The 20,165-nt window shown below is 72.7% G+C and carries 18 protein-coding genes; 7 read left to right on the top strand and 11 right to left on the bottom strand.

The genetic code is table 11. The features are described 5' to 3' along the window. Positions 1-38 precede the first annotated feature (38 nt). Genes WD794_01570 through WD794_01585 form a run of 4 tightly spaced genes read left to right on the top strand, consistent with a single transcriptional unit; the run spans position 39 to position 3,990 of the window. On the top strand, positions 39-566 hold the full coding sequence (locus WD794_01570; GenBank protein ID MEX2289001.1) for a biotin/lipoyl-containing protein: 528 nt from the start codon (positions 39-41) through the stop codon (positions 564-566). Between the two features lie 31 nt (positions 567-597). Then, positions 598-2,055, top strand: a complete 1,458-nt coding sequence (locus tag WD794_01575) for a carboxyltransferase (protein MEX2289002.1) — start codon at positions 598-600, stop codon at positions 2,053-2,055. A gap of 13 nt (positions 2,056-2,068) precedes the next feature. Next, positions 2,069-3,256: a thiolase family protein gene (locus tag WD794_01580; GenBank protein MEX2289003.1), complete on the top strand. Its 1,188-nt coding sequence runs from the start codon at positions 2,069-2,071 to the stop codon at positions 3,254-3,256. Continuing rightward, entirely contained in the window at positions 3,253-3,990 is a 738-nt protein-coding gene (locus WD794_01585) for a tyrosine-protein phosphatase (protein MEX2289004.1), read from the top strand. The genes WD794_01580 and WD794_01585 overlap by 4 nt, the downstream gene beginning before the upstream one ends. Positions 3,991-4,026: 36 nt before the next feature. On the opposite strand, the gene WD794_01590 is transcribed toward WD794_01585, so the two are convergent. The 3 genes from WD794_01590 to WD794_01600 are packed head-to-tail and all read right to left on the bottom strand — an operon-like array spanning position 4,027 to position 7,055. Beyond that, entirely contained in the window at positions 4,027-4,791 is a 765-nt protein-coding gene (locus tag WD794_01590) for a tyrosine-protein phosphatase (protein ID MEX2289005.1), read from the bottom strand. Then, positions 4,788-6,275, bottom strand: a complete 1,488-nt coding sequence (locus WD794_01595; GenBank protein MEX2289006.1) for an AMP-binding protein — start codon at positions 6,273-6,275, stop codon at positions 4,788-4,790. The genes WD794_01590 and WD794_01595 overlap by 4 nt, the downstream gene beginning before the upstream one ends. A gap of 42 nt (positions 6,276-6,317) precedes the next feature. Next, complete coding sequence (locus WD794_01600; protein ID MEX2289007.1) at positions 6,318-7,055, bottom strand: SDR family oxidoreductase; 738 nt, start codon at positions 7,053-7,055, stop codon at positions 6,318-6,320. Between the two features lie 316 nt (positions 7,056-7,371). Between WD794_01600 and WD794_01605 the strand changes: the two genes are divergently transcribed. Then, positions 7,372-8,073: a PEP-utilizing enzyme gene (locus tag WD794_01605; GenBank protein MEX2289008.1), complete on the top strand. Its 702-nt coding sequence runs from the start codon at positions 7,372-7,374 to the stop codon at positions 8,071-8,073. A 13-nt stretch (positions 8,074-8,086) separates the two neighbouring features. Then, positions 8,087-9,652 (top strand): hypothetical protein, encoded by a 1,566-nt coding sequence (locus WD794_01610; GenBank protein ID MEX2289009.1) that lies wholly within the window; start codon positions 8,087-8,089, stop codon positions 9,650-9,652. Positions 9,653-9,758: 106 nt separating this feature from the next. Here the strand turns inward: WD794_01610 and WD794_01615 are convergent, their stop codons facing one another. From WD794_01615 to WD794_01645, 7 genes are read right to left on the bottom strand one after another with little or no spacing between them, the layout of a single operon-like run. After that, positions 9,759-10,442: an HAD family hydrolase gene (locus WD794_01615; GenBank protein MEX2289010.1), complete on the bottom strand. Its 684-nt coding sequence runs from the start codon at positions 10,440-10,442 to the stop codon at positions 9,759-9,761. After that, entirely contained in the window at positions 10,439-11,896 is a 1,458-nt protein-coding gene (locus WD794_01620) for a carboxyltransferase (protein ID MEX2289011.1), read from the bottom strand. Before WD794_01620 ends, WD794_01615 begins: the two co-directional genes overlap by 4 nt. Beyond that, complete coding sequence (locus WD794_01625) at positions 11,886-13,442, bottom strand: AMP-binding protein (GenBank protein MEX2289012.1); 1,557 nt, start codon at positions 13,440-13,442, stop codon at positions 11,886-11,888. Before WD794_01625 ends, WD794_01620 begins: the two co-directional genes overlap by 11 nt. Beyond that, the gene (locus WD794_01630) at positions 13,439-14,848 is read right to left on the bottom strand and encodes an acetyl-CoA carboxylase biotin carboxylase subunit (protein ID MEX2289013.1); all 1,410 of its coding nucleotides are present in this window, start codon (positions 14,846-14,848) and stop codon (positions 13,439-13,441) included. Before WD794_01630 ends, WD794_01625 begins: the two co-directional genes overlap by 4 nt. Positions 14,849-14,853: 5 nt before the next feature. Then, complete coding sequence (locus tag WD794_01635; GenBank protein MEX2289014.1) at positions 14,854-15,429, bottom strand: biotin/lipoyl-containing protein; 576 nt, start codon at positions 15,427-15,429, stop codon at positions 14,854-14,856. Next, positions 15,426-17,267, bottom strand: coding sequence for a pyruvate, phosphate dikinase (locus WD794_01640; protein MEX2289015.1), 1,842 nt, complete (start codon positions 17,265-17,267; stop codon positions 15,426-15,428). Before WD794_01640 ends, WD794_01635 begins: the two co-directional genes overlap by 4 nt. Continuing rightward, positions 17,210-17,815 (bottom strand): hypothetical protein, encoded by a 606-nt coding sequence (locus WD794_01645; GenBank protein MEX2289016.1) that lies wholly within the window; start codon positions 17,813-17,815, stop codon positions 17,210-17,212. Before WD794_01645 ends, WD794_01640 begins: the two co-directional genes overlap by 58 nt. Positions 17,816-18,048: 233 nt before the next feature. On the opposite strand from WD794_01645, the gene WD794_01650 reads away from it, so the two are divergent. After that, positions 18,049-18,849 carry an SDR family oxidoreductase gene (locus WD794_01650; GenBank protein MEX2289017.1) on the top strand — a complete coding sequence of 267 codons (801 nt, stop codon included), beginning with the start codon at positions 18,049-18,051 and terminating at the stop codon, positions 18,847-18,849. A 25-nt stretch (positions 18,850-18,874) separates the two neighbouring features. On the opposite strand, the gene WD794_01655 is transcribed toward WD794_01650, so the two are convergent. Next, the gene (locus WD794_01655) at positions 18,875-20,071 is read right to left on the bottom strand and encodes a thiolase family protein (GenBank protein ID MEX2289018.1); all 1,197 of its coding nucleotides are present in this window, start codon (positions 20,069-20,071) and stop codon (positions 18,875-18,877) included. Positions 20,072-20,165 lie beyond the last annotated feature (94 nt).

Genomic DNA, 20,165 nt, shown 5'->3' on the forward strand with positions numbered 1-20,165 from the left:
CTCGGTGGGGCCAGAACCGGAGGATAGGTGACTGAACGATGGGGTTGACACCCGATGACCTCCGAGAGCTGCTCGAGGTGTTCGAGGGCAGCACCTGGCAGGAGATGACCGTGAACGTCAGCGGCGACAGCCTGCACGTGTCTCGGCGTGCGGAGGCCGCCCCCGCTGCTGCGGCTGAACCCGCCGTGGTGGGCGCCTCCCCCACACCCGCGACGATGAGTCCGGCGGTCGCCGCGACGAGTGCGTCACCCGAGCCGGCGGCTGCCGGCGCCGCTGAGCCGGCAACGACCGCGGCTGCGACCTCCGTGGCCGGTGGCGCGCCGGGGACACCCGTTTCGGCGCCGTCGGTCGGGCTGTTCTGGCGGGCACCGAGCCCCGGCGCCCCGCCGTTCGTCGACGTCGGCAGCCGGGTCGCGGCCGAGGACGCCATCGGCATCGTCGAGGTGATGAAGCTGATGAGCCGGGTGCCGGCCGGCGTCGCCGGCGTCGTCACCGCGGTTCTGGTCGAGAACGGCGGGATGGTCGAGCACGGCCAGCCGCTGGTCCTCATCGACACCAGCGCCTGAAGCGCGCAGAGCTGACAGGAGAGGGCTCCGGATGGCCACCATCGACTTCATCGACCAGACCCTGCGGGACGGCCAGCAGAGCCTGTGGGGCATGCGCATGCGCGCCGGGCACATCCTGCCCATCGCCAAGGCCATCGACTCCGCCGGCTACCGCGTCGTCGACCTCACCGGCAGCTCGCAGTTCGAGGTGCAGGTGCGGTACTGCCGGGACAACCCCTGGGAGGGGCTGGACCTGGTCTCGGCCGCGATGCCGAACAGCACCCTGCGCGCCGGCACCCGCAGCAACGGCGTCGTCGGGATGGGACGAACTCCGGACGCGATCGTCGAGCTGTGGGTGCGTACGCTGGCCAAGCACGGGATCGGCAGCCTGTGGATCTTCGACTGCCTGTTCAACCTCGACCAGATGCGGCGCATTGCCCGCGTCGCGCACGACGCCGGGATGAGCGTGTCGCCCCAGGTGATGTTCAGCCATTCGCCGGTGCACACGGACGGCTACTTCGAGCGCATCGTTCGCGACATGGCGACCTGGGACGGCCTCGACAGCATCATCCTCGGCGACGAGCCCGGCGTGCTCACCGCCGACCGCGCGCGGGACTGGATCCCGCGGATGCGCCACGCCGCCGACGGCGTGCCGCTGGAGATGCACTTCCACAACACCACCGGGCTCGGCACCATCAACTACCTGACCGGAGCCGAGGCCGGCGTGACGATCGTGCACACCGCGGTGTCGACGCTCGCCAACGGCCCGTCGATGCCGTCCACCGAGGCGACGCTGGACAACATGCGTCGGCTGGGGCACGACGTCGCGATCGACGACTCCCGGCTGCCCGAGGTCGCCGAGCACTTCCGCGCCGTCGCCGCCGCCGAGGGCTACGCAACCGGCGCTCCGGCCGAGTTCCGGCTGGCGGTCTACCACCAGCAGCTGCCCGGCGGCATGACCGGGACGCTGCTCAACCAACTGCGCACCTACGGGATGGAGGACCGTCTGCCGGCCGTGCTGGAGGAGGTGGAGGTGGTCCGGGCCGAGATGGGCTACCCGGTGATGGCGACGCCGTTCAGCCAGCTCGTCGGCATCCAGGCCATGCTCAACGTCGTCAACGGCGAGCGCTACGGCGTCATCCCCGACGAGAACCTCGTGTACCTGGCCGGGCACCTCGGCCCCCCACCCGGGACCGTGGACCCCGAGGTGCTCGACCGTGCCTTCGGCAGCCAGCGCGGCCGTTTCATCCGGGACAACCCGCCGCCGCAGCCGACGCTGGCCGAGATCCGGCGCGAGTACGGCGAGGCGCTGTCCGACGAGGAACTGCTGCTGCGCTACCTCATGCCCGGCCCGGACGTGGACGCGATGTACGCCGCCGGACCGGTGCCGCAGCGGCTGCCGGCCGACGTCTCGCCGCACACCGCGTGGGTGCGCGACCTCGTCGCCTCGACGACAGCCCGGTCGCTGTCCACCCGCTCCGGTGACGTGAGCGTCACCCTGCGCCGATGAGCTGGAGAAGCAGGTGACCCGCCGCGCCGTGGTCGTCGACGTCGTCCGGTCGCCGTTCGCCAAGGGCAAGGAGGGCGGCGCGCTGGTCGGCGTGCACCCGGTCGACCTGCTCGCCGGCGTGCTCGAGGCCCTGCAGCAGCGCACCGGGATCGACCCCGGAATGGTCGACGACGTCGTGGCTGGCTGCGTGCTGCCGGTGGGCGAGCAATCCGGCAACATCGCCCGGCACGCCGCCCTGGCGGCCGGCTGGCCCGAGCACGTGCCGGCCACGACGATCGACCGCAAGTGCGGGTCGGCGCAGCAGGCCGTGCAGTTCGCGGCCCAGGCCGTCATGGCCGGCGAGCAGGACGTCGTCGTCGCCGCCGGCGTCGACATGATGAGCACCGTCCCCATGAAGGCCAACCGGCTCGGTCGGGACGAGCTCGGTCCGCGGCTGCGCGCGCGCTACCCCAAGGGGCTGGTCCGGCAGGGCATCTCCGCCGAGCTCATCGCCGCCCGGTGGAACGTGAGCCGCGAGGCGAGCGATGCCTGGTCGGTGCGCTCGCACCGACGTGCCGCCGAGGCACAGCAGGCAGGGGCGCTTCGCGCGCAGATCTCGCCGGTGCGTCGCTCGGACGGCGCCGTCCTCGACACCGACGAGGGCATCCGCGCGGACACCTCGGTCGAGGCGCTGGCCCGGCTCCGGCCGGCCTTCCACGACGAGCAGGCGGCGCAGCGCCATCCCGAGATCGGCTGGGTCGTCACCGCCGGGTCGTCGTCGCAGGTCAGCGACGGGGCCAGTGCCGCGCTCGTCGTCGCCGAGGACGTGGCCGACCGACTCGGGCTGCGGCCGCGCGCGGCCGTCGTCCGGGGGACCGTGGTCGGCGTCGACCCGGTACTCATGCTGCACGGGGTGATCCCGGCGACGCAGCGCGTGCTGGCCCGCACCGGGCTCGGCATCGACGACATCGACGCCAGCGAGGTCAACGAGGCCTTCGCACCGGTGGTCCTGGCCTGGCTGCGCGAGACCGGCGCCGATCCCGAGCGGGTGAACGTGCACGGCGGCGCGATCGCGTTCGGCCACCCGGTCGGCGCCTCCGGCGGTCGGCTGCTCGCCACGCTGCTGGACGCGCTCGACGCGCGGCAGGGCCGGTACGGGCTGCTGACGATGTGTGAGAGCGGCGGAATGGCCAACGCGACGGTGCTGGAACGCCTGTCGTGACGCCGGGGTGGCAGCCGGCCGGCACGTACAACTTCCGCGACCTCGGCGGGCTCTCGACCGAGGACGGCGGCCGGACCCGTTCCGGGATGCTCTTCCGCAGCGACACGATGCAGGAGCTCACGACGGACGACGTCGAGGCGCTCGTCGAGCGGCTCGGGCTGCGGCTGGTCGTCGACCTGCGCGGACCGGCCGAGGTGGAGCGGGAGGGCCGCGGGCTGCTGGCCGGCTCCCCGGTCCGGCACGTGAACCTGCCGCTGGACAGCAAGGACGACCGGGCGATCCCTGACCTGGCCCTCGACACGCTGGTGCAGCACTACCTCGGCTACCTGTCGGTCAGCGCGGGGTCTCTGGTGCAGGCCTTCCGGATGCTCGCCGACGACGGACTCCCGGCCGTCGTGCACTGCGCCGCCGGCAAGGACCGGACCGGGGTGACGACGGCGCTGGTGCTGCGCGCCGTGGGCGTCCCGGCGGAGGTGGTCGCCGAGGACTACGCGGCGAGCGCGCCCGCCGTCCCGCAGATCCTGGCCCGGCTGCGCCGGCTGCCGTCCTACGCCGACCGCATCGACCGGCTGCCCGTCGACGTCCACGCCTGCGAGGCGCAGACCATGACGCACTTCCTCACCGAGGTCGACGCGCAGTTCGGCTCCGTGCGGGGCTTCCTCGTCGACGCCGGCCTGGAGCCGTCCGTGGTGCAGCGGCTGCACGAGCGTCTGGTCGAGCCACCACCAGGCTGACACCGGGGCGCCGCCCGCCCTGCGCCCGCCCGGTCGTCAGCGGCGATGCTCCTCGCGAAGGGCGGCGCGCACCCGAGCCAGGATCTCGGGTGCCAGCCCCTGATCGAGCGCCCACCGCTCGGCGCCTCCGTACCGCTCGTCGAGCGCGACCAGGAAGCGGCGCATGGTCGCCGCCTCCGCGGTGTACACCTCCCGCGGCAGCGTGGCGATGTTGCGGGCATAGGCCGGCGACGGCATCAGCCGCTCGCGCAGGATCACCTCGGCGCTCTCCGCGCTGAGCAGGTAGTCGTCCACCACCGCCTCGGCCCGCACGCCGACCAGGCGCAGGACGAGCGCCGACAGCACGCCGGTACGGTCCTTGCCCGCTGCGCAGAAGAACACCGTCGGCAGCGTCTCGGCCTCGCTGAGCAGCTCGATCGCGCGCAGCATCGCCCGTCCCGGCGAGTCCAGGTAGGACAGGTAACGGGGCACCAGGTCGACGGTGCGCCCGTCCTCGAGGTAGCTCAGCAGCGAGCCGTCCTCCTGCACCAGCGGCAGGTTGACGTACCGGACGTCGCGCTCGGCGAGCAGTCCGCGCCCCTCGCTGAGCACCTCCTCCTCGCCGCGCAGGTCGACGACGGCGCGTACGCCGAGCCGCTCGTGCAGCAGGGTGGCGCCCTCGGCCGTCACCGACTGCAGGCTGTCGCTGCGGAACAGCCGCCCACGCCGGGTCGTCCCGCCGTCCTCGGTCGGCAGGCCACCCAGGTCACGCAGGTTGTAGACGCCGTCGAGGCGGTGCCGGCGCGCGGCGGCCGAGGTCACCGCGGCACCGACTGCACGCGCGCACGCTCGGCATCCCGCACCTCGCGACGCAGGATCTTGTTCGCCGGGCTCTTCGGGAGCGCGTCCCACACCGCGACGCTGCGCGGCCGCTTGTAGCCTGCGATCCGCTCCCCGACGAACGCGAGAAGCTCCTCCTCGCTCGCCCGGGCGCCCGGGCGCAGCGCGACGACGGCGTGCACCAGCTCGCCCCACCGCTCCGAGGGCAGGCCGACGACGGCCGCCTCGCGCACCGCCGGGTGGGCGCTGAGCACGTCCTCGACCTCGCGCGGGTAGACGTTCGACCCGCCCGTGATGATGACGTCGTTGCGGCGGTCGACCAGGTAGAGGAAGCCCTCTTCGTCCATCCGGCCGATGTCGCCGGTGTGCAGCCAGCCGCCGCGCAACGCCCCGGCGCTGGCCTCCGGGCGGTTCCAGTATCCGCTCATCACGTGCTGCCCGCGCGTGACCACCTCCCCGGACTCGCCGAGCGGTACCTCTCGGTCGTCCTCGTCGACCACGCGCACCTCGACGAGCGAGTACGGACGTCCGGCCGAACCGACCCGGTCGTGCTCCTCGGGCTGCAGCACGCTGATGGCCATCGGCGCCTCGGCCTGGCCGTAGGTCTGCGCGAGCACCCGGCCGAAGACCTGCTGGGCGCGCTCGGTGACCGTCGGCGCCATGGGAGACGCGCCCCAGCACAGCCGGCGCAGCCTCGGCACCGAGAGCGACTCCGCTCCGGGCTCGTCGACTGCCATGGCGATCATCGTGGGGACGAGGAAGGACGCGGTCGCCCCGGTGCGCTGCAGCTCCTCCAGGTAGGCCGACGGGTCCCACGTCGTCAGCACGACGTTGTGCGCCCCGCGGACCAGGTGCGGGAGGAAGAACGCGCCACTGGCGTGGATGACCGGCGCAGCGTGGAGCATGACGTCACCGGGGCCGACACCAGGCAGCAGGTCGACGAGGAAGTGCGCGAGCTCGGCGTGCTCGCTGCGCATGGTGAGCACGGCGCCCTTCGGCTTGCCGGTGGTGCCCCCCGTGTAGCCCAGCCGGTACGGCGCCTCCACGTCCCGCGCGACGTCGCACGGCGGCGCGTCACCCGACCACGCCGTCGCCTCGAGCCACTGCGGGTCCCAGGACTGCACCAGGTCCGGGCCGTCGATCGGCGTGCCGCTGTGGACCAGCCCGCGCGAGCCCGAGTCGGTGAGCTTGTAGGTCCACTCCGCCGGGGTCTCGCGATGGTTCAACGGCACGCGCACGAGCCCGGCCTTGGCCAGCGCGTAGTAGACGACCAGGCCCTCGATGCCGTTCGGCAGCATGACGCCCACCCGGTCGCCGGGCACGAGACCGCTGGAGAGCAGCGCGTTACCGACGCGGTCGGTGGCCCGGTCGAACTCGGCGAAGGAGACGGTGCGCCCGTCCGCGGTCAGGCACGGCGCGTCGCCGAACCGTCGGGCCGCGATGCGGATGAGTGAACCGACCTGCACGTGCTCCTCCTCGAGAAAGACCCGCCACGACGGCGGGAACCGTCAGCCCAACAGGTCGGCGCCGCCGTACACGGCGATCGTCTGACCCGTGACCATTTCCGCCGCGGGCGAGGCCAGGAAGGCCACCAACCCGAGGTAGTCGTCGTGCCGGAGCCCGCGCCCGGCCGGGATGCTGTCGGCCTTCGCTGCGAGCACGGCCTCGGTGCGGTCGCCGAACAGCGTGCGCACCGCAGCCGTGTCGAGCATGCCGGGTGCGACGGCGTTCACCCGCACGCCCTGCGGCGCCAGCTCGACCGCGAGGTAGCGCACCAGCGCCTCACCGGCGGCCTTGCCGACGCCGACCGCGGCGTAGCCGGGGATCACCACCCGGCCGCCTCGGCTGGACACGAACAGCACGAGGCTGCCTCGCCGCAGCCGGGGGCGTGCCGCCCGCGTGAGGTGCAGCAGCCCCATGCCGTTGACGGCGACGGCGTGGTCGAACCGCCCGGGGTCGGCCTCGGTGGCGTCGCCGGGGACGACCTCGACCGCGCAGTGCACGAGCTGGTCGACGTTCTCGCCGTCCGGCACGGCGGCGAGAAGCTCGGCCGCGCCCTCCGGCGTGCCGACGTCGGACGGCACCGTGACCGGGTGCGCGCCCCGCGCCGCGACACGGTCGCGAGCGGCCGCGGCGACGGCAGCGTCCCGGTGGTAGCCAAGGACGACGGTCGCACCGGGGGTCGCGAGGGCGGCGGCGATCTCCAGCCCGATACCGCGCGTGCCCCCGCTCACCACCACTGCCACGTGCGCTCCTTGTCGGCGAGGGACTTGCGAGCAGAGGACATCCGAGGTCTGCAGGCTCCACCGTGCAGGGGACGGACGTCAAGACGCACCGCTGCCGGCGTCGGACCGAGCTGCGGACGGTGCTGCGTATCAGTGTGACGTACGCTACATTTCCGCCTACGAGGCGTCCTTTCGACGCCGGCGACACATGCAGGGGGACACGGGATCGATCAGCAGAGCCGCCGCACTGCCCGCCAAACGCATGGCGGGCCGCTGCACGAAGCATCGGATGTCTAGCGGAGACCGCGACGGCCGCGGGCCTCTTGGAGGAGGGTTTATGACGGAGACCGGCGCCATCCCCGACAAGTGGGGCGGGGCGGCGATGAACCCGACCGTGGAGTTCTTCCACTCCGCGGTCCGCAAACTGGTGGCCGAACGGCTGGCCGCGTCCGGGAAGAGCTGGGAGGAGGCGGTCGGCGATCCCTCGCTCGAGCTGACGCGGGAGGACTTCGTGCGCATCGAGGCCGCCATGCTGGCGACCGGCTACCGGTTCGAGGCCTCGGCGCAGGTCTCCGCCGTGGAGGAGCCGGACAAGTACAAGCCCGAGGGCGTCATCGGCGACAGCGGCCAGCAGCCGCGCGACGAGCAGGGCCGCCTGATCGTCGGCGCCGGTGACAACGTCTTCCATGCCAAGAGCGACATCACCGGCACAGCCCGGCTCATCAGCACGGTCGACGTGGTGATGGACATGCTCCTCAACGGCGTGCCGGACGGGACGATCGCCGTCATCGACGACTCCGGCGGCACCCTCACGGCGCCGATCCTCGAGCAGTTCACCGGCGTCATCTGCATGGGCGGAACCGTCCGGTCCCACCTGGGCATCCTCACCCGCGAGTACAACATCCCGTGCCTCATGGCGGCCGAGCTCGACGGGCTGAAGGAGGGCGACCGGGTGCTGGTCGAGTACTCGCGGCCGGCCGCGGATGCCTACGCCGAGCGGGACGACGCAGGTCGCGCCCGCATCATCCAGGTCGACTGAGAGGACTCCCGCGATGCCCACGAAGCACAGCTATGCCGACCTGCTCGAGGCCAACGCCTGGATCCGCAAGGCCAGCGACGCCTTCTACTTCCAGTGCACCGCCCGCACCGTGCAGGAGTCCAAGCTCTTCCCGGTCAACCCCTACATCGCGCTGTCGTACCTCAACGCGTGGTACCGCTACCCCGACCTCTTCCGCAAGATCGAGGCAGCGATGCCGGCGGAGGAGATCGGCGACTACGCGCGCGAGCGGTCCACCTCGGCGAACATCATCACCAACGGCATTATCGAGCAGTTCTACCTCGGTGGCCGGCAGATGCTCATGGACATGGGGATGCTCAAGCCGACGGATGCGCTCGACGACGTCATGTACGTCCTCGACTTCACGCGCCGGCTGAACCTCAGCTACCACCGCAACCACGCGCACATCCTGCCGACCGACGCGGGCCTGTCGGCGCAGCTGCTGCCCGAGCGTCAGGTGCAGGTGTTCGAGGCCGACGCGCTCGGCACCAAGCCGGGCGACAAGCTGCACACCGCGGTCGCGCAGTTCCTGGCCGCCGTGAGCCAGTACGCCTTCCTGAAGAACTCCGAGTGCCGCCTGGGCATCCACAACTCCGGCCCCTACAAGGTGGCGCAGGGCGAGATGCTCGTGCGCGAGTTCGTCGACCTGGCCGAGAGCGACCTGCCCTGGCTGGACGGGGTGGCGGCCGACGTCGAGCTCAACAACATCACGATGCCGGTGTTCATGAAGGACACCCACTTCAACATCGTGGACGACTGGGCCAGCTTCGAGGCCCAGCCCAGCTACAACCACGACAACATGTACGCCGTCGGGCTGTACACCTCCGACTACCTCTCGGACGGGTACCTCCCGGTGCACATGGACAGCGCCTCTGAGCTGGCCGACTACCTGGACCACCTGCGAGACAGCATCCATGCGGCGACGCAGGGGCTGTGGAAGCAGGTCGCCGGCTGGTCCCGTGACCAGATGATCGATTCCGGCCTGCTGGTGTACTACAACGTGCCCAAGGACCTCGCGCACATCGCGGGCGTCTACGACCAGCAGGACTGGTACACCGTCGAGGACCGCGTGCAGCGGTTCAAGCCGATGTTCAACGACGAGTACGGCAACCACCTCATCGCCGAGCTCGTCGGGTACATCTCGCTGCGGTCGCAGCAGGGCAACGAGTACCACATGGCGAAGGGGTCGAACGCCCGCGGCGACATGTGGTCGACCATCCCGTACAGCGTGCTCGGGGACGACGAGTGGACCGAGAGCGTCGGCCCGATCCGCGGCGGCAGCACGTCGCTGCCGCAGAAGACGGCGCTGTACACCACGACTCAGGGCAAGCTCACCCAGGAGCAGTGCAACGAGGCGGCCAGGGCGCTGCGGGTGCCGACGCTCGAGGACGGCTTGCGCCACCTCGACGACACGTGGGTGAAGAACCACCCGGACGACCCCCGGGTGCACGAGCTGTACCGCCGCACTCAGGCGAACTCCTTCGCGCTCAAGGACCAGGGCGCCGGGCTGCTGCGCGAGGACGTCCTGCGGCTCCGCAAGGGGGCCGGCCGGGAGGAGTGAGCGACGCGCAGTGGGCCCGCACCGCACCGGTGCGGGCCCTCGGCGCGTCCGTGGGGCCCTGGGTCTCTCGGCCCGAGACGTGTGCGGGCCGTCGGCGTGCGTAGCCTCAGCGCAGCAGGCGGTGCCGAACCAGTGCGGCGCGGAGCTCGTCAAACGAGCCGACGACGTCGTCGGCTCCGGCAGCCCGTAGCGCCTCCGCGTCGCTGGAGCCCCACGTGACGCCGATGGAGGCGACGCCGGCGGCGCGACCGGTCGCGATGTCGACGCCGGTGTCGCCCACCATCACGGCCGCGTCGGCCGCGACGTCGAGAGCCTCGAGCACCTGGTGCACCGCCTGCGGGTCGGGCTTGCCCCGGGCGACGTCCTCGGCACACGCCACAGCGCTCACGAGATGCGCCAGACGCCCGCGGTCGGCGTCGGCGACGTACCGGGCCCGCGCCTTGCTGGTCACCACGCCGACCGCGATCCCGCGCTCGTGCAGGTCCTCCAGCAGGGCGACCGCGCCCGGGAAGGGGCGGACGCCGTCGGTGGCGTGCCGCTCGTAGGCGGGTGTGAAGCCGTCCTCCAGCGCCCGAACGACCACCGGGTCGTCGGACAGGCGGGGGAACACCTCGGTGCCACGGCGGCTCAGCACCAGCCGCACGTCATCGTCGTCGAGCGGCCAGCGCCGACCGAGGTGCTCCTGCGTGACGTCATGCCAGGCCGCGACGAGCGCCTGCTTGCTGTCGACGATCGTGCCGTCCCAGTCGAACAGCGCCGCTCCGGCCCACCTCCGGGTCGCGTCGGTCATGACCGGCGCAACTCGAGGTCCATGCTCTCGGTGACGACCCGGACGTACGGCGTCCGCGTCGCGGCGAGCAGCGCGCGCACCTCGTCGACCTCCGGCGACGCGAGCGGGAAGTCCCGGCGGACCGGCCCGGCGGCGCGCATCGCGGCCAGAGCCGGCTCCGGCAGCAGCGCCCGCAGCACGAGCTCGTCGCCGTCGGTCGTGCCGTGCCGCTTCTGCAGCTCCTCCAGCGTCGGCTGCTCGGGCGGGTTGTCGACGACGCGCTGCGCGCGCGGCGCCGCCATGATCCGGTCGAGGACATCCTGGTCGACCGGGGCCGGTGGCGTGCCGTAGTGCCCGGCGGCGTAGCCGATCACCTCGTCCGGGACGTGGCTGTACCGGCTGCCGGTGACGATGTTGAGGACGGCCTGCGTACCGACCAGCTGGCTCAGCGGCGTCGCCATGACCGGGTAACCGAGCTCGCGCCGGACGGCCGCGGTCTCCTCGAGCACCTCGTCGAGCCGGTGGTCCATGCCGTGCTGCGTCAGCTGGGCCTTGAGCGTGCCGACCATGCCGCCCGGGACCTGGTGCGTGGTGTTGAACAGGTCGTACTCGCTGACCTGGTCGACCAGATAGCCGACGGCCGTCCCGACGGCCCGCATGTGCTCGGCGACCGGCGGCAGCAGCGCCGTGTCGATCGAGTGCATGCAGCCCACCATCTCGAGGTTGCGCACGACGCTCTCGGTCGACGGGACGGAGGGTCCGTTGGCCATCGGCCGGCTGGCGGTGTGCAGGATCGTGACGCCGTGCCGGACGGACTCGGCGTAGGCCAGGCCGGACAGCCCCATGAGGTTGTTGGAGTGGAACTCGACCGGCTTGCCCCCGGCGGCGTCGACGATCGTCGGCACCAGCGTGCGGAGCCGGTCGACGTGCAGGCTCCCGGCCGTGTCGTAGAACAGGATCGTGTCGATCTCGGGCACCGCCGCCATCTCCGCCGTCCGTGCCGCGAAGTACTCATCGGTGTGCACCGGCGACATCGTGTAGAAGACGGTCCCGGCGATCTCCGAGCCATACTCCTTGGCCACCCGGCCGAGCCGAGCGAAGTTCTGCACCCCGTACAGCACGTCGTAGATCCAGAAGGACCGGACGCCGTGCTCGTTGAGCCGGCGCATCCACAGGTCCATGAGTGCGTCCGGCGTCACGCCGAACGAGACCGCCGCGTTCCCCCGCATCCCGCCGCGCATCGGGGTCCGCCGGATCCGCTCCCGAACGAGGTCGAGCCCCTCCCATGGGTTCTCGCGGCAGTACTTCACGAGCACCTCGAACATCGAGCTGCCCGCATAGTCGATGACGCGGAAACCGGTCTGGTCGAGCAGGTGGGCGACCGGCAGGGCCATGCCCGCCTGCATCCGCATCCCCCACAGGCTCTGCTGGCCGTCGCGCAGCGTCGTGTCGAGGATCTCCACGTCAGTGGTCATCAGCGTCCTGTCCGTCGGCGGCGGGCACCTGGCCGCGCAGCGCTGTCTTGAGCACCTTGCCGGCGGCGTTGCGCGGGAGCGCCTCCACCACCACGTACTGCGTCGGCCGCTTGTGTCGGGCGATCGACGCGAGGCACCGCGCATCCAGGGCGTCGGTGTCGGGCTGCTGCACCGGCGTCGGCACGACGAACGCCACCAGCCGCTCCCCCCACTCGGCGTCGGGGACGCCGACGACCGCTGCCTCGGCGACGGCGGGGTCGTCCACCAGGACGTCCTCCACCTCGCGCGGGTAGACGTTGTAGCCGCCGGTGATGACGACGTCCTTGACCCGGTCGACCAGCGTCAGGTGCCCGGCTTCGTCGAACCGGCCGAGGTCTCCGGTGTGCAGCCATCCGCCGCGCAGCGTCTCCGCCGTGGCGTCCGGGCGTCCGAGGTAGCCAGTCATCACGGTCGGGCCGTCCACGACGACCTCGCCCACCTCACCGGGTGGGAGCGGGCGGTCATCGGCGTCGACGACGCGGACCCGGGTCGCCCACCGGGCGGTGCCGACGGAGCCGAGACGATCCGGCTCGTGGAGCGCGGCGGCCGTCGCGGCGGCCGGCATCGCCGTGATCGTGCACGGGCTCTCGCCCTGCCCGTAGCCGTTCCACAGCCGGGGACCCAGAGCCGCGAGGCCGCGGCGCAGGTCGTCGCCGAGCACCGGCGCGGCGCCGACGAGGACGGTGCCGAGCCGGTCGACCGCCGACGGCACCGGCGCCCGCTCCACCGCGGCGGTGAGCCGGCGGAGCAGCACCGGCGGGAGGAAGAAGCTGGATCGATCCTGCCGGCCCACCAGGTCGAACAGCTCGGCCGCGTCGAAGCCCGCCGAGACCGGCAGCACCTGCGTGGCGCCCCGGGCGAGGAACGGCAGGGCGAACAGCCCGGAGGCGTGGCTGAGCGCGGCGACGTGCACGAACGTGTCGCGCGCGCCGACGTCGGCGACGTCGGCATAGTAGGCCGCGCTCATCGCGAGCAGATTGCCGTGGCTGAGCCGGGCGCCCTTGGCCTGACCGGTCGTCCCGGAGGTGTAGAAGATCCACGCGTCGTCCACGGCGCTGCGGCGGACCGGCTCGATCGGCTCGGCGGACGCCGTGGCGCGCTCGTCGTCCGCACCGACGACCAGCAGTCGCGTCCGCGGTGCGAGCAGCGGGGCCAGGTCCCCGGCGAGGTCGTCGGTCGCCACGCACAGCGGTGCGCTGCAGTCGGCCAGCAGCGCCGCCGCCTCGCGGGCGTGCAGCCGGCCGCTCACCGGCACGGCGACCGCGCCGGCGTGCCAGATCGCCAGCAGCCACTCGAGGTACTCGGGGCAGTTCGCGGCGACGAGCGCGACGCGGTCGCCCGGGCGGATACCGAACGTCGTACCCAGGGCGCCGGCGCGCCGCGCGACGGCGCCGGCCAACCCGGCCCAGGAGCGCACCGGCCGGTCGCCGAGGAGCACCGCTGGCGCGTCGCCGCGTGCGCGCGCCGGGCCGTCGAGCAGCAGCGCGAGGTTCGCGGAACCGCTCATACCGCGGCGGGCACCGGCTGACCGGCTCGGGCGCCGCCGGTGCCCGCGTCCGCGGCAAGGGAGGGCATCAGGTCCTGCTCGACCCAGCGTGTGTGGTGCGTGCCGGCCCGGAAGTCGGCCGAGTCGATGACGGCGAGCAGCATCGGCACGGTCGTGGACACGCCCTCCACGACCAGGTGGCGCAGCCCCCGGTCGAGCCGGCGCAGCGCCTGCTCGCGGTCGGTTCCGTGGGCGATGACCTTCGCGAGCAGCGAGTCGTAGTGCGGGGGGATGCGGTAGCCGCCGAAGCAGTGCGTGTCGATCCGCAGTCCCCCGCCGACCGGTTCCACCCAGCGCGTGACCGTGCCCGGACTCGGCGCGAATCCACGGCTCGGGTTTTCGGCGTTCACCCGGACCTCGACCGCGTGCCCGTCGAGCCGCACGTCGGACTGCCGGAACCGCAGCGGCTCGCCGCCGGCGATCTGCAGCTGCGCCCGCACGATGTCGATCCCGGTCACCATCTCCGTCACCGGGTGTTCGACCTGAACCCGGGTGTTGACCTCGAGGAACGCGTACTGCCCCGTGTCGGCGTCGACGACGAACTCGACGGTCCCGGCCCCGACGTAGTCCAGGGCCCGGGCCAGCTCGACCGCCGCCTCGTGCAGCGACCGGCGCACCTCCACGGGCACGGACGTCGCCGGCGCCTCCTCCACCAGCTTCTGGTAGCGCCGCTGCGCGGAGCAGTCGCGTTCGCCGAGGTGGACCACGTTGCCGTGCTGGTCGGCGAGCACCTGCACCTCGACGTGCCGGGCCCGGGTGATGAACCGCTCCAGGTACATCCGCCCGTCGCCGAATGCCGCCTGCGCCTCGCGGCTGGCGTTCTCGAAGGACTGCGCGAGCCCCTCAGGCCCCTCGACGAGCACCATGCCGCGCCCGCCGCCACCGGCCGCGGCCTTGAGTACTACGGGGTAGCCGACCCGGTCGGCGATCTCCTGTGCGGTCGTGGCGTCGTCGATCGTGTCGCTGCCCGCGCCGACCGGGATGCCGAGCGACGCGGCGATCCGGCGGGCAGCGGCCTTGTCCCCACCGCGCCGGATCGTGTCGGCCGACGGGCCGACGAAGGCCAGCCCGTTCTCCGCGCACGCCTCCGGCAGCTCCGGGCGCTCGGAGAGGAACCCGTAGCCGGGATGGATGGCGTCGCAGCCGGTGCCCAGCGCGGCCGCGACGACGCGGCCGACGTCGAGGTAGCTCGAGGAGGCGGCGGCCGGACCGATGCAGACGGCGCGGTCGGCGACGAGCGCGGCGCGCGAGTCGCGATCGACCTCGGAGACCACGACGACGCTCTCGATGCCCTCGTCGGCGCAGGCACGGATGACACGGACGGCGATCTCGCCACGGTTGGCGACAAGGACACGGCGCAGCGACATGCGGGTCAGGCCTCCTTCTCGATGACGAACAGCGCCTGACCGTGCTCCACCATCGCGCCGTTCTCGATCTCGACGGAGCGGACCGTGCCGGTCACTCCTGCCTGGACGTGGTTGAACAGCTTCATCACCTCCACGATGCAGACCGGGTCGTCCGGCTCGACACGCTGCCCGATCTCGACGAACGGCGGGGCGGACGGGTCGGGAGCGCGCCAGAACAGCCCGACGCTTGGCGCGGTCACCCGGTGGGTGCCCGTCGTGTTCTCCAGGAGCGCCTCGGACCGGCGCTCCGCCGCCTCGACGGCGGCTACCGAGGCGACCTCGGCGGGGGCTCCGACGGCTCCTTCCTCGACGGGCGGTGGCAGCCGCGCGGCGTCGACGCCCGCAAGCGGCGGCGCCGGGAGGTCGCCGGGCTCCGCCGCCGCTGAGCGGCCCCCCGCCCCTGCGATCTCGCTGCCGGCCGGCGGCCGCCCGGTCTTGCTGAGCTGCACCTGCTCGCCAGCGAGGCTGAGCCGCATCTCGTCCCACGCGGAAGCGTCGAACGCGGCCAGGAGCGCCTGCAGGTCGCTCGCCGTCAGGCTCATGCCGCGGCCTCGCGGCGGCGGGCGTCGGCGTGCAGGAGGTGCAGCAGCAGGACGAGCGGGGGCTGCCCGGGGCACGTGACGACGGTGCGCACGCCCGAGTCGAGCACAGCGTCGGCACCCGCGGGGCAGGCCAGGATCGAGCCGCGCACGCTGCGGTTGCCGGCGATCGCCTCGACGATCCGGGACCGGTCCGGTGCCTCGTCGGCGGCCAGTGCGACCCCCGCAGCGTCGAGGTCACGCGTGCCGTCCTCCGGCTCCTCCACGACCTGCACGGGGCTGGCCTCGCGGGCCCACTCGAGCAGGCGCGACAGCGACGGGTCGTCCTCGACCCGGACGGCCTCGGTCGGCAGGCGCCCGGCGTACACGACGCCCTTGGTGGCGTCGACGGTGACCTCCCGGCCGGACCACCCGGCGGTGGCCCCGCTGCCGGCGCCCACCACGCACGGCCGGCCGAGCGCCCGCGTGACGACGGCCGCGTGCGAGGTCGACCCGCCGAGCTCGGTGACGACGGCCCGCGCCGCGATCATCCCGGTGATGTCCTCCGGGCTCGTGGTCGGGCGGACGAGCACGACGTCGCGCCCCTCGGCGGCAGCCGCGGCGGCGGCCTCGCTGTCGGTGACCACGACGCCGGACGCGACCCCCGGGCAGGCCGGCTCCGCACGGGAGAGCACCTCGGCGGAGTCGGCGCCGCCGGCCAGCCGGGGCTGCAGCACCGAGGACACCTGCTCGGGCGTGACCCGCCGCAGGGCTGTCGCCCGGTCGACGGCCCCGGCCTCGGCGAAGTCGACCGCGGTACGCACGGCAGCGGCGGGTGACCGCTTGGCCGCCCGGGCCTGGAGCAGGAACAGCCGGCCGCGCTCGACGGTGAACTCGATGTCCTGGACGTCGCCGTGCTCGCGCTCGAGCGTGCGCCCGATTGAGAGCAGCTCGGCGTGCACGTCGGGGAGCTGCGCGGCCAAGTGGGCCAGCGTCTGGACGGCGTGCGTACCGCTCACCACGTCCTCGCCCTGTCCGCCGGGCAGCCACTCCCCGTAGGGCTCGGCTGCGCCGGTGAGCGGGTCACGCGTGAAGAAGACCCCGGTTCCCGACCCCTCGCCGAGGTTGCCGAACACCATGGCCTGCACGGTGACGGCGGTCCCGCCCTCCTCGCTGATCCCCCAGTGCTTGCGGTAGGCGACCGCACGCCGGCTGCGCCAGGAGTCGAAGACGGCGCTGATGGCCTGCCGCAGCTGCTCGAGCGGGTCACGCGGCACGTCCCGGCCGCAGTCCCCTCGGATCTCTGCGCGGGTGCGCTCGGCGTCGGAACCGGGTCCCGGCGCGTCCACGTCCGCACCGAGCACGATGCGGCCGAACTGCGAGCAGAACCGCGTGTGGGTGTCGCACGCGAAGTCCGGATCGCCCGACACCTGGGCCAGCGTGCGCTCCACCTCGTCGGTCATCCCGAGGTTGAGGACGGTGTCCATCATCCCGGGCATGCTCACGGGAGCTCCGCTGCGGACGCTGACCAGCAGAGGCGCGGCGGGGTCGCCGAGCCGGCGCCCGGTCTCCTGCTCGAGGCGGCGCAGGCCCTCGAGCACCGCCTGCCACGTCTCGTCGTCCAACTGCCGGCCGTTCTCGTGGTAGCGGTGGCACTCGGTAACGGGCAGGACGAACGCCCCTGGCACCGGCAGCCCGAGCCGCCGCATGCGGACGATCCCCCACGCCTTGCCGCCGAGCACGTCCTTGCCCAGTGCGACGGACCCGTCGAGCAAGACGACGCGTTCCACTGCCACGGTGGCCGTCACTCCTGCCTCTGCCGGCCGAGCATGCGCAGCAGGTCCTCGTGCATCTGGTGCCACACCACGTGGTAGCTGTCGACGCGCACTCCGCTCACGAAGTCGGTCTCGCCCGCCAGCGCCTTGTCGTAGGCCGTGTCCAGGCGCTGCACGTAGTGCTCCAGCCGCGGCTCCGCGCTGCTGAGCCGGTCCAGCACCTTGGCCGCCCGGTCGTGCAGGTCTCCGAGCCGGTCGAGGATCGCCCGGTCGTAGTCGGCGTCGGTGTGCGTGTTCGGCACGCGCTCGCCGCCGGCCGGCATGCTCTGCCAGTCGGTGAGCAGGGCGAGCAGGTCGCGGTTCACGCGCTCGAACCGGTCCGCCGCGGCCAGCACGTCGACGTCCTCGCGCAGCGCCCCGAAGACCTGCGGGTACTGCTCGTCCAGCCACGCGCGGCCCTGCGGGGTGACCATGAACGTGCCCTTGGCCCCGACCGCCCGACCGTTCCCCACCTCGGCCTCCAGCGCCTGCTGGACCTCGTCGGGTTCCCGGCCCAGCAGCACAGCCACAGCCTTCGGACTTCCGGCGCTTCTCACGGCCAAGCCGTGCAGCGCGAGCAGCTGCAGGTCACTCACCCGATCCTCCTACACATCCGATGTATCAACGGGGACGACGGCCGCGTCGGGACTCTTGCGTGGAAGCCCCATTGCCCCAGAAGACGCGGCCGGTTAACGTGACGCGCGCCACACTACCGGTGGCGGGGGCGCAACGGTACCCCGCCCAGGGTGGCGAATCATCCGACCCTTGCCGACCGGCTCAGTCAGGCGTCTGCTCCACGAGCGCCGTCGGCGGACCCACTGGAGGAACTGTGCAAGGAACGTTGAACGGCAGGCTCGAGGGCAAGGTCGCCGTCATCACCGGCGCGAGCACCGGGATCGGCCGTGCGGCCATGGAGATGTTCGCGCAGGCCGGCGCGAAGGTCGTCGGGGTCGCCCGTACCCAGTCGACGCTGGACGAGGCCGTGAAGGCGGTGGGCAACCTCGGCGGCGATGCGCTCGCCGTGTCGGCCGACCTGTCGTCCGACGGCGCGGCCAAGGACGCCATCGCGGCCGCGGTCAGCAACTTCGGCGGTGTCGACATCCTCGTCAACAACGCCGGGGTGGGCTACAACTACCGCGCGGTGCGGCCGGACTCGATGCTCGACGTGGCTGGGTCCAGCGTCGAGGAGTGGGACAACGTCATGTCCATCAACCTGGGCTCCGTGGTCAGCTGCAGCCGGTATGCGGTCCCCGCGATGCGCGAGCGCGGCGGCGGCTCGATCGTCAACGTGGCGAGCGTGCTGGGTCTGGTCGGCAACCCGGACGCGCATGCCTACACCGCGGCCAAGGGGGCGATGGTCAACCTGACCCGGTCCATGGCGGTCGCGTACGGCAAGGAGGGGATCCGCACCAACGTCGTCTGCCCGGGCTACACCGAGACGCCGCTGGTCGAGGAGTACATCGACTACCTCAACTCGGAGGAGAACCGCTTCGCCTGGAACCCGATGGGCCGGATGGGCCTGCCGGAGGAGATCGCCTACGGCCTGCTCTACCTGGCCTCGGACGAGGCGTCGTACTGCAACGGGACGATCCTCACCATCGACGGCGGCATGATCTGCAAGCCGAGCTAGGCACCAAGAGCGGCGGCGGTCGGGGTCAGCGCGAGAGCAGCGTGACCCCGATCGCCGCCGAGTCCGTGTCCAGGTAGCCACCGGCGTTCTCCGCGAGGGCGAGGCGGGCGTCCGGTACCTGCCGGGCGCCGGCCCGTCCGCGCAGCTGGTCGACGAGTTCGACGAGCTGCGCGCAGCCGGTCGCGCCGATCGGGTGGCCGCGGGACAGCAGGCCGCCGCCGGTGTTGACCGGGACGCGGCCGCCCAGCGCGGTGTCACCGGAGGCGAGCAGCTTCGGTCCCTCGCCCGGCGCGCACAGCCCCAGCTGCTCGTACACGATCAGCTCGGCCGGCGCGGCGCCGTCGTGCACCTCGGCCACGTGCACGTCGTTCGGGCCCAGCCCGGACGCCTCGTACGCGGCATTCGCCGCCAACGTCACTCCGGGGAGGTCGTCGGCGCCACGGTCGGTCCCCGACCGCAGCTCGCAGGCCCGCACCCGCACGTCGGCACCGCCGTGACGTCGCGCGAACGACTCCGAGCACACGACGAGGGCGGCTGCGCCGTCGCTCACCGGCGAGCACATCAACAGCCGCAGCGGCGGCGAGATCAGCCGGCTGGCCAGCACCTCGTCGCGGGTGACGCCGTTCCGGTACTGCGCCTTGGGGTTCAACGCGCCGTGCCGGCCGTTCTTGACCGCCACGTCGGCGTAGTCGGCCTCGGTCGCGCCGGATTGCCTCGTGTAGTCCGCCGCCATCGCGGCGTAGACATCCATGAAGTAGGACCGAGGCCCGGCCGGGTCCTCGTCCCCGGCGATGCGGCCGGCGAGGGTGGGCGGCTCGGACAGGTCGATCGCCGTCCCGATCGCCGCAAGCGGTCGGGCTTTATCGGCGTGCGTGAGCTTCTCGGCACCGACGGCCAGCGCTACGTCCGCGGCGCCGGACTCGACCGCCATGCAGGCGAGGCGGAAGGCGGTGGTGGCCGAGGCGCAGGCGTTCTCGACGTTGACGACGGGCCGGCCCAGCAGCCCGGTGTGCCGCAGCGCGGACTGCCCGCGGATCATCTCCTGGCCGGACAGCAGCCCTTCGGCGGCGTTGCCGAAGAACACCATCTGCACGTCGTCGGGCCCGAGCGCCGCGTCGGCGAGCGCGCCCTGCACGGCCTCCTCGGCGAGACTGCGCAGCGTCCTGCCCGGGATCTTCCCGAACGCGGTCATGGCCGCCCCGGCCACCCGTACCGGACCCACCCTTGGCCTCCTCCGTGCGTTCCCGCCAGCGCTCGCACGTTAGCGGGTACTCGTCCACGACTCGACCGAACGTTGCGAGCACCCCACGCCGGAG

Source organism: Mycobacteriales bacterium, from assembly GCA_040902655.1.
GTDB lineage: Bacteria > Actinomycetota > Actinomycetes > Mycobacteriales > SCTD01 > SCTD01.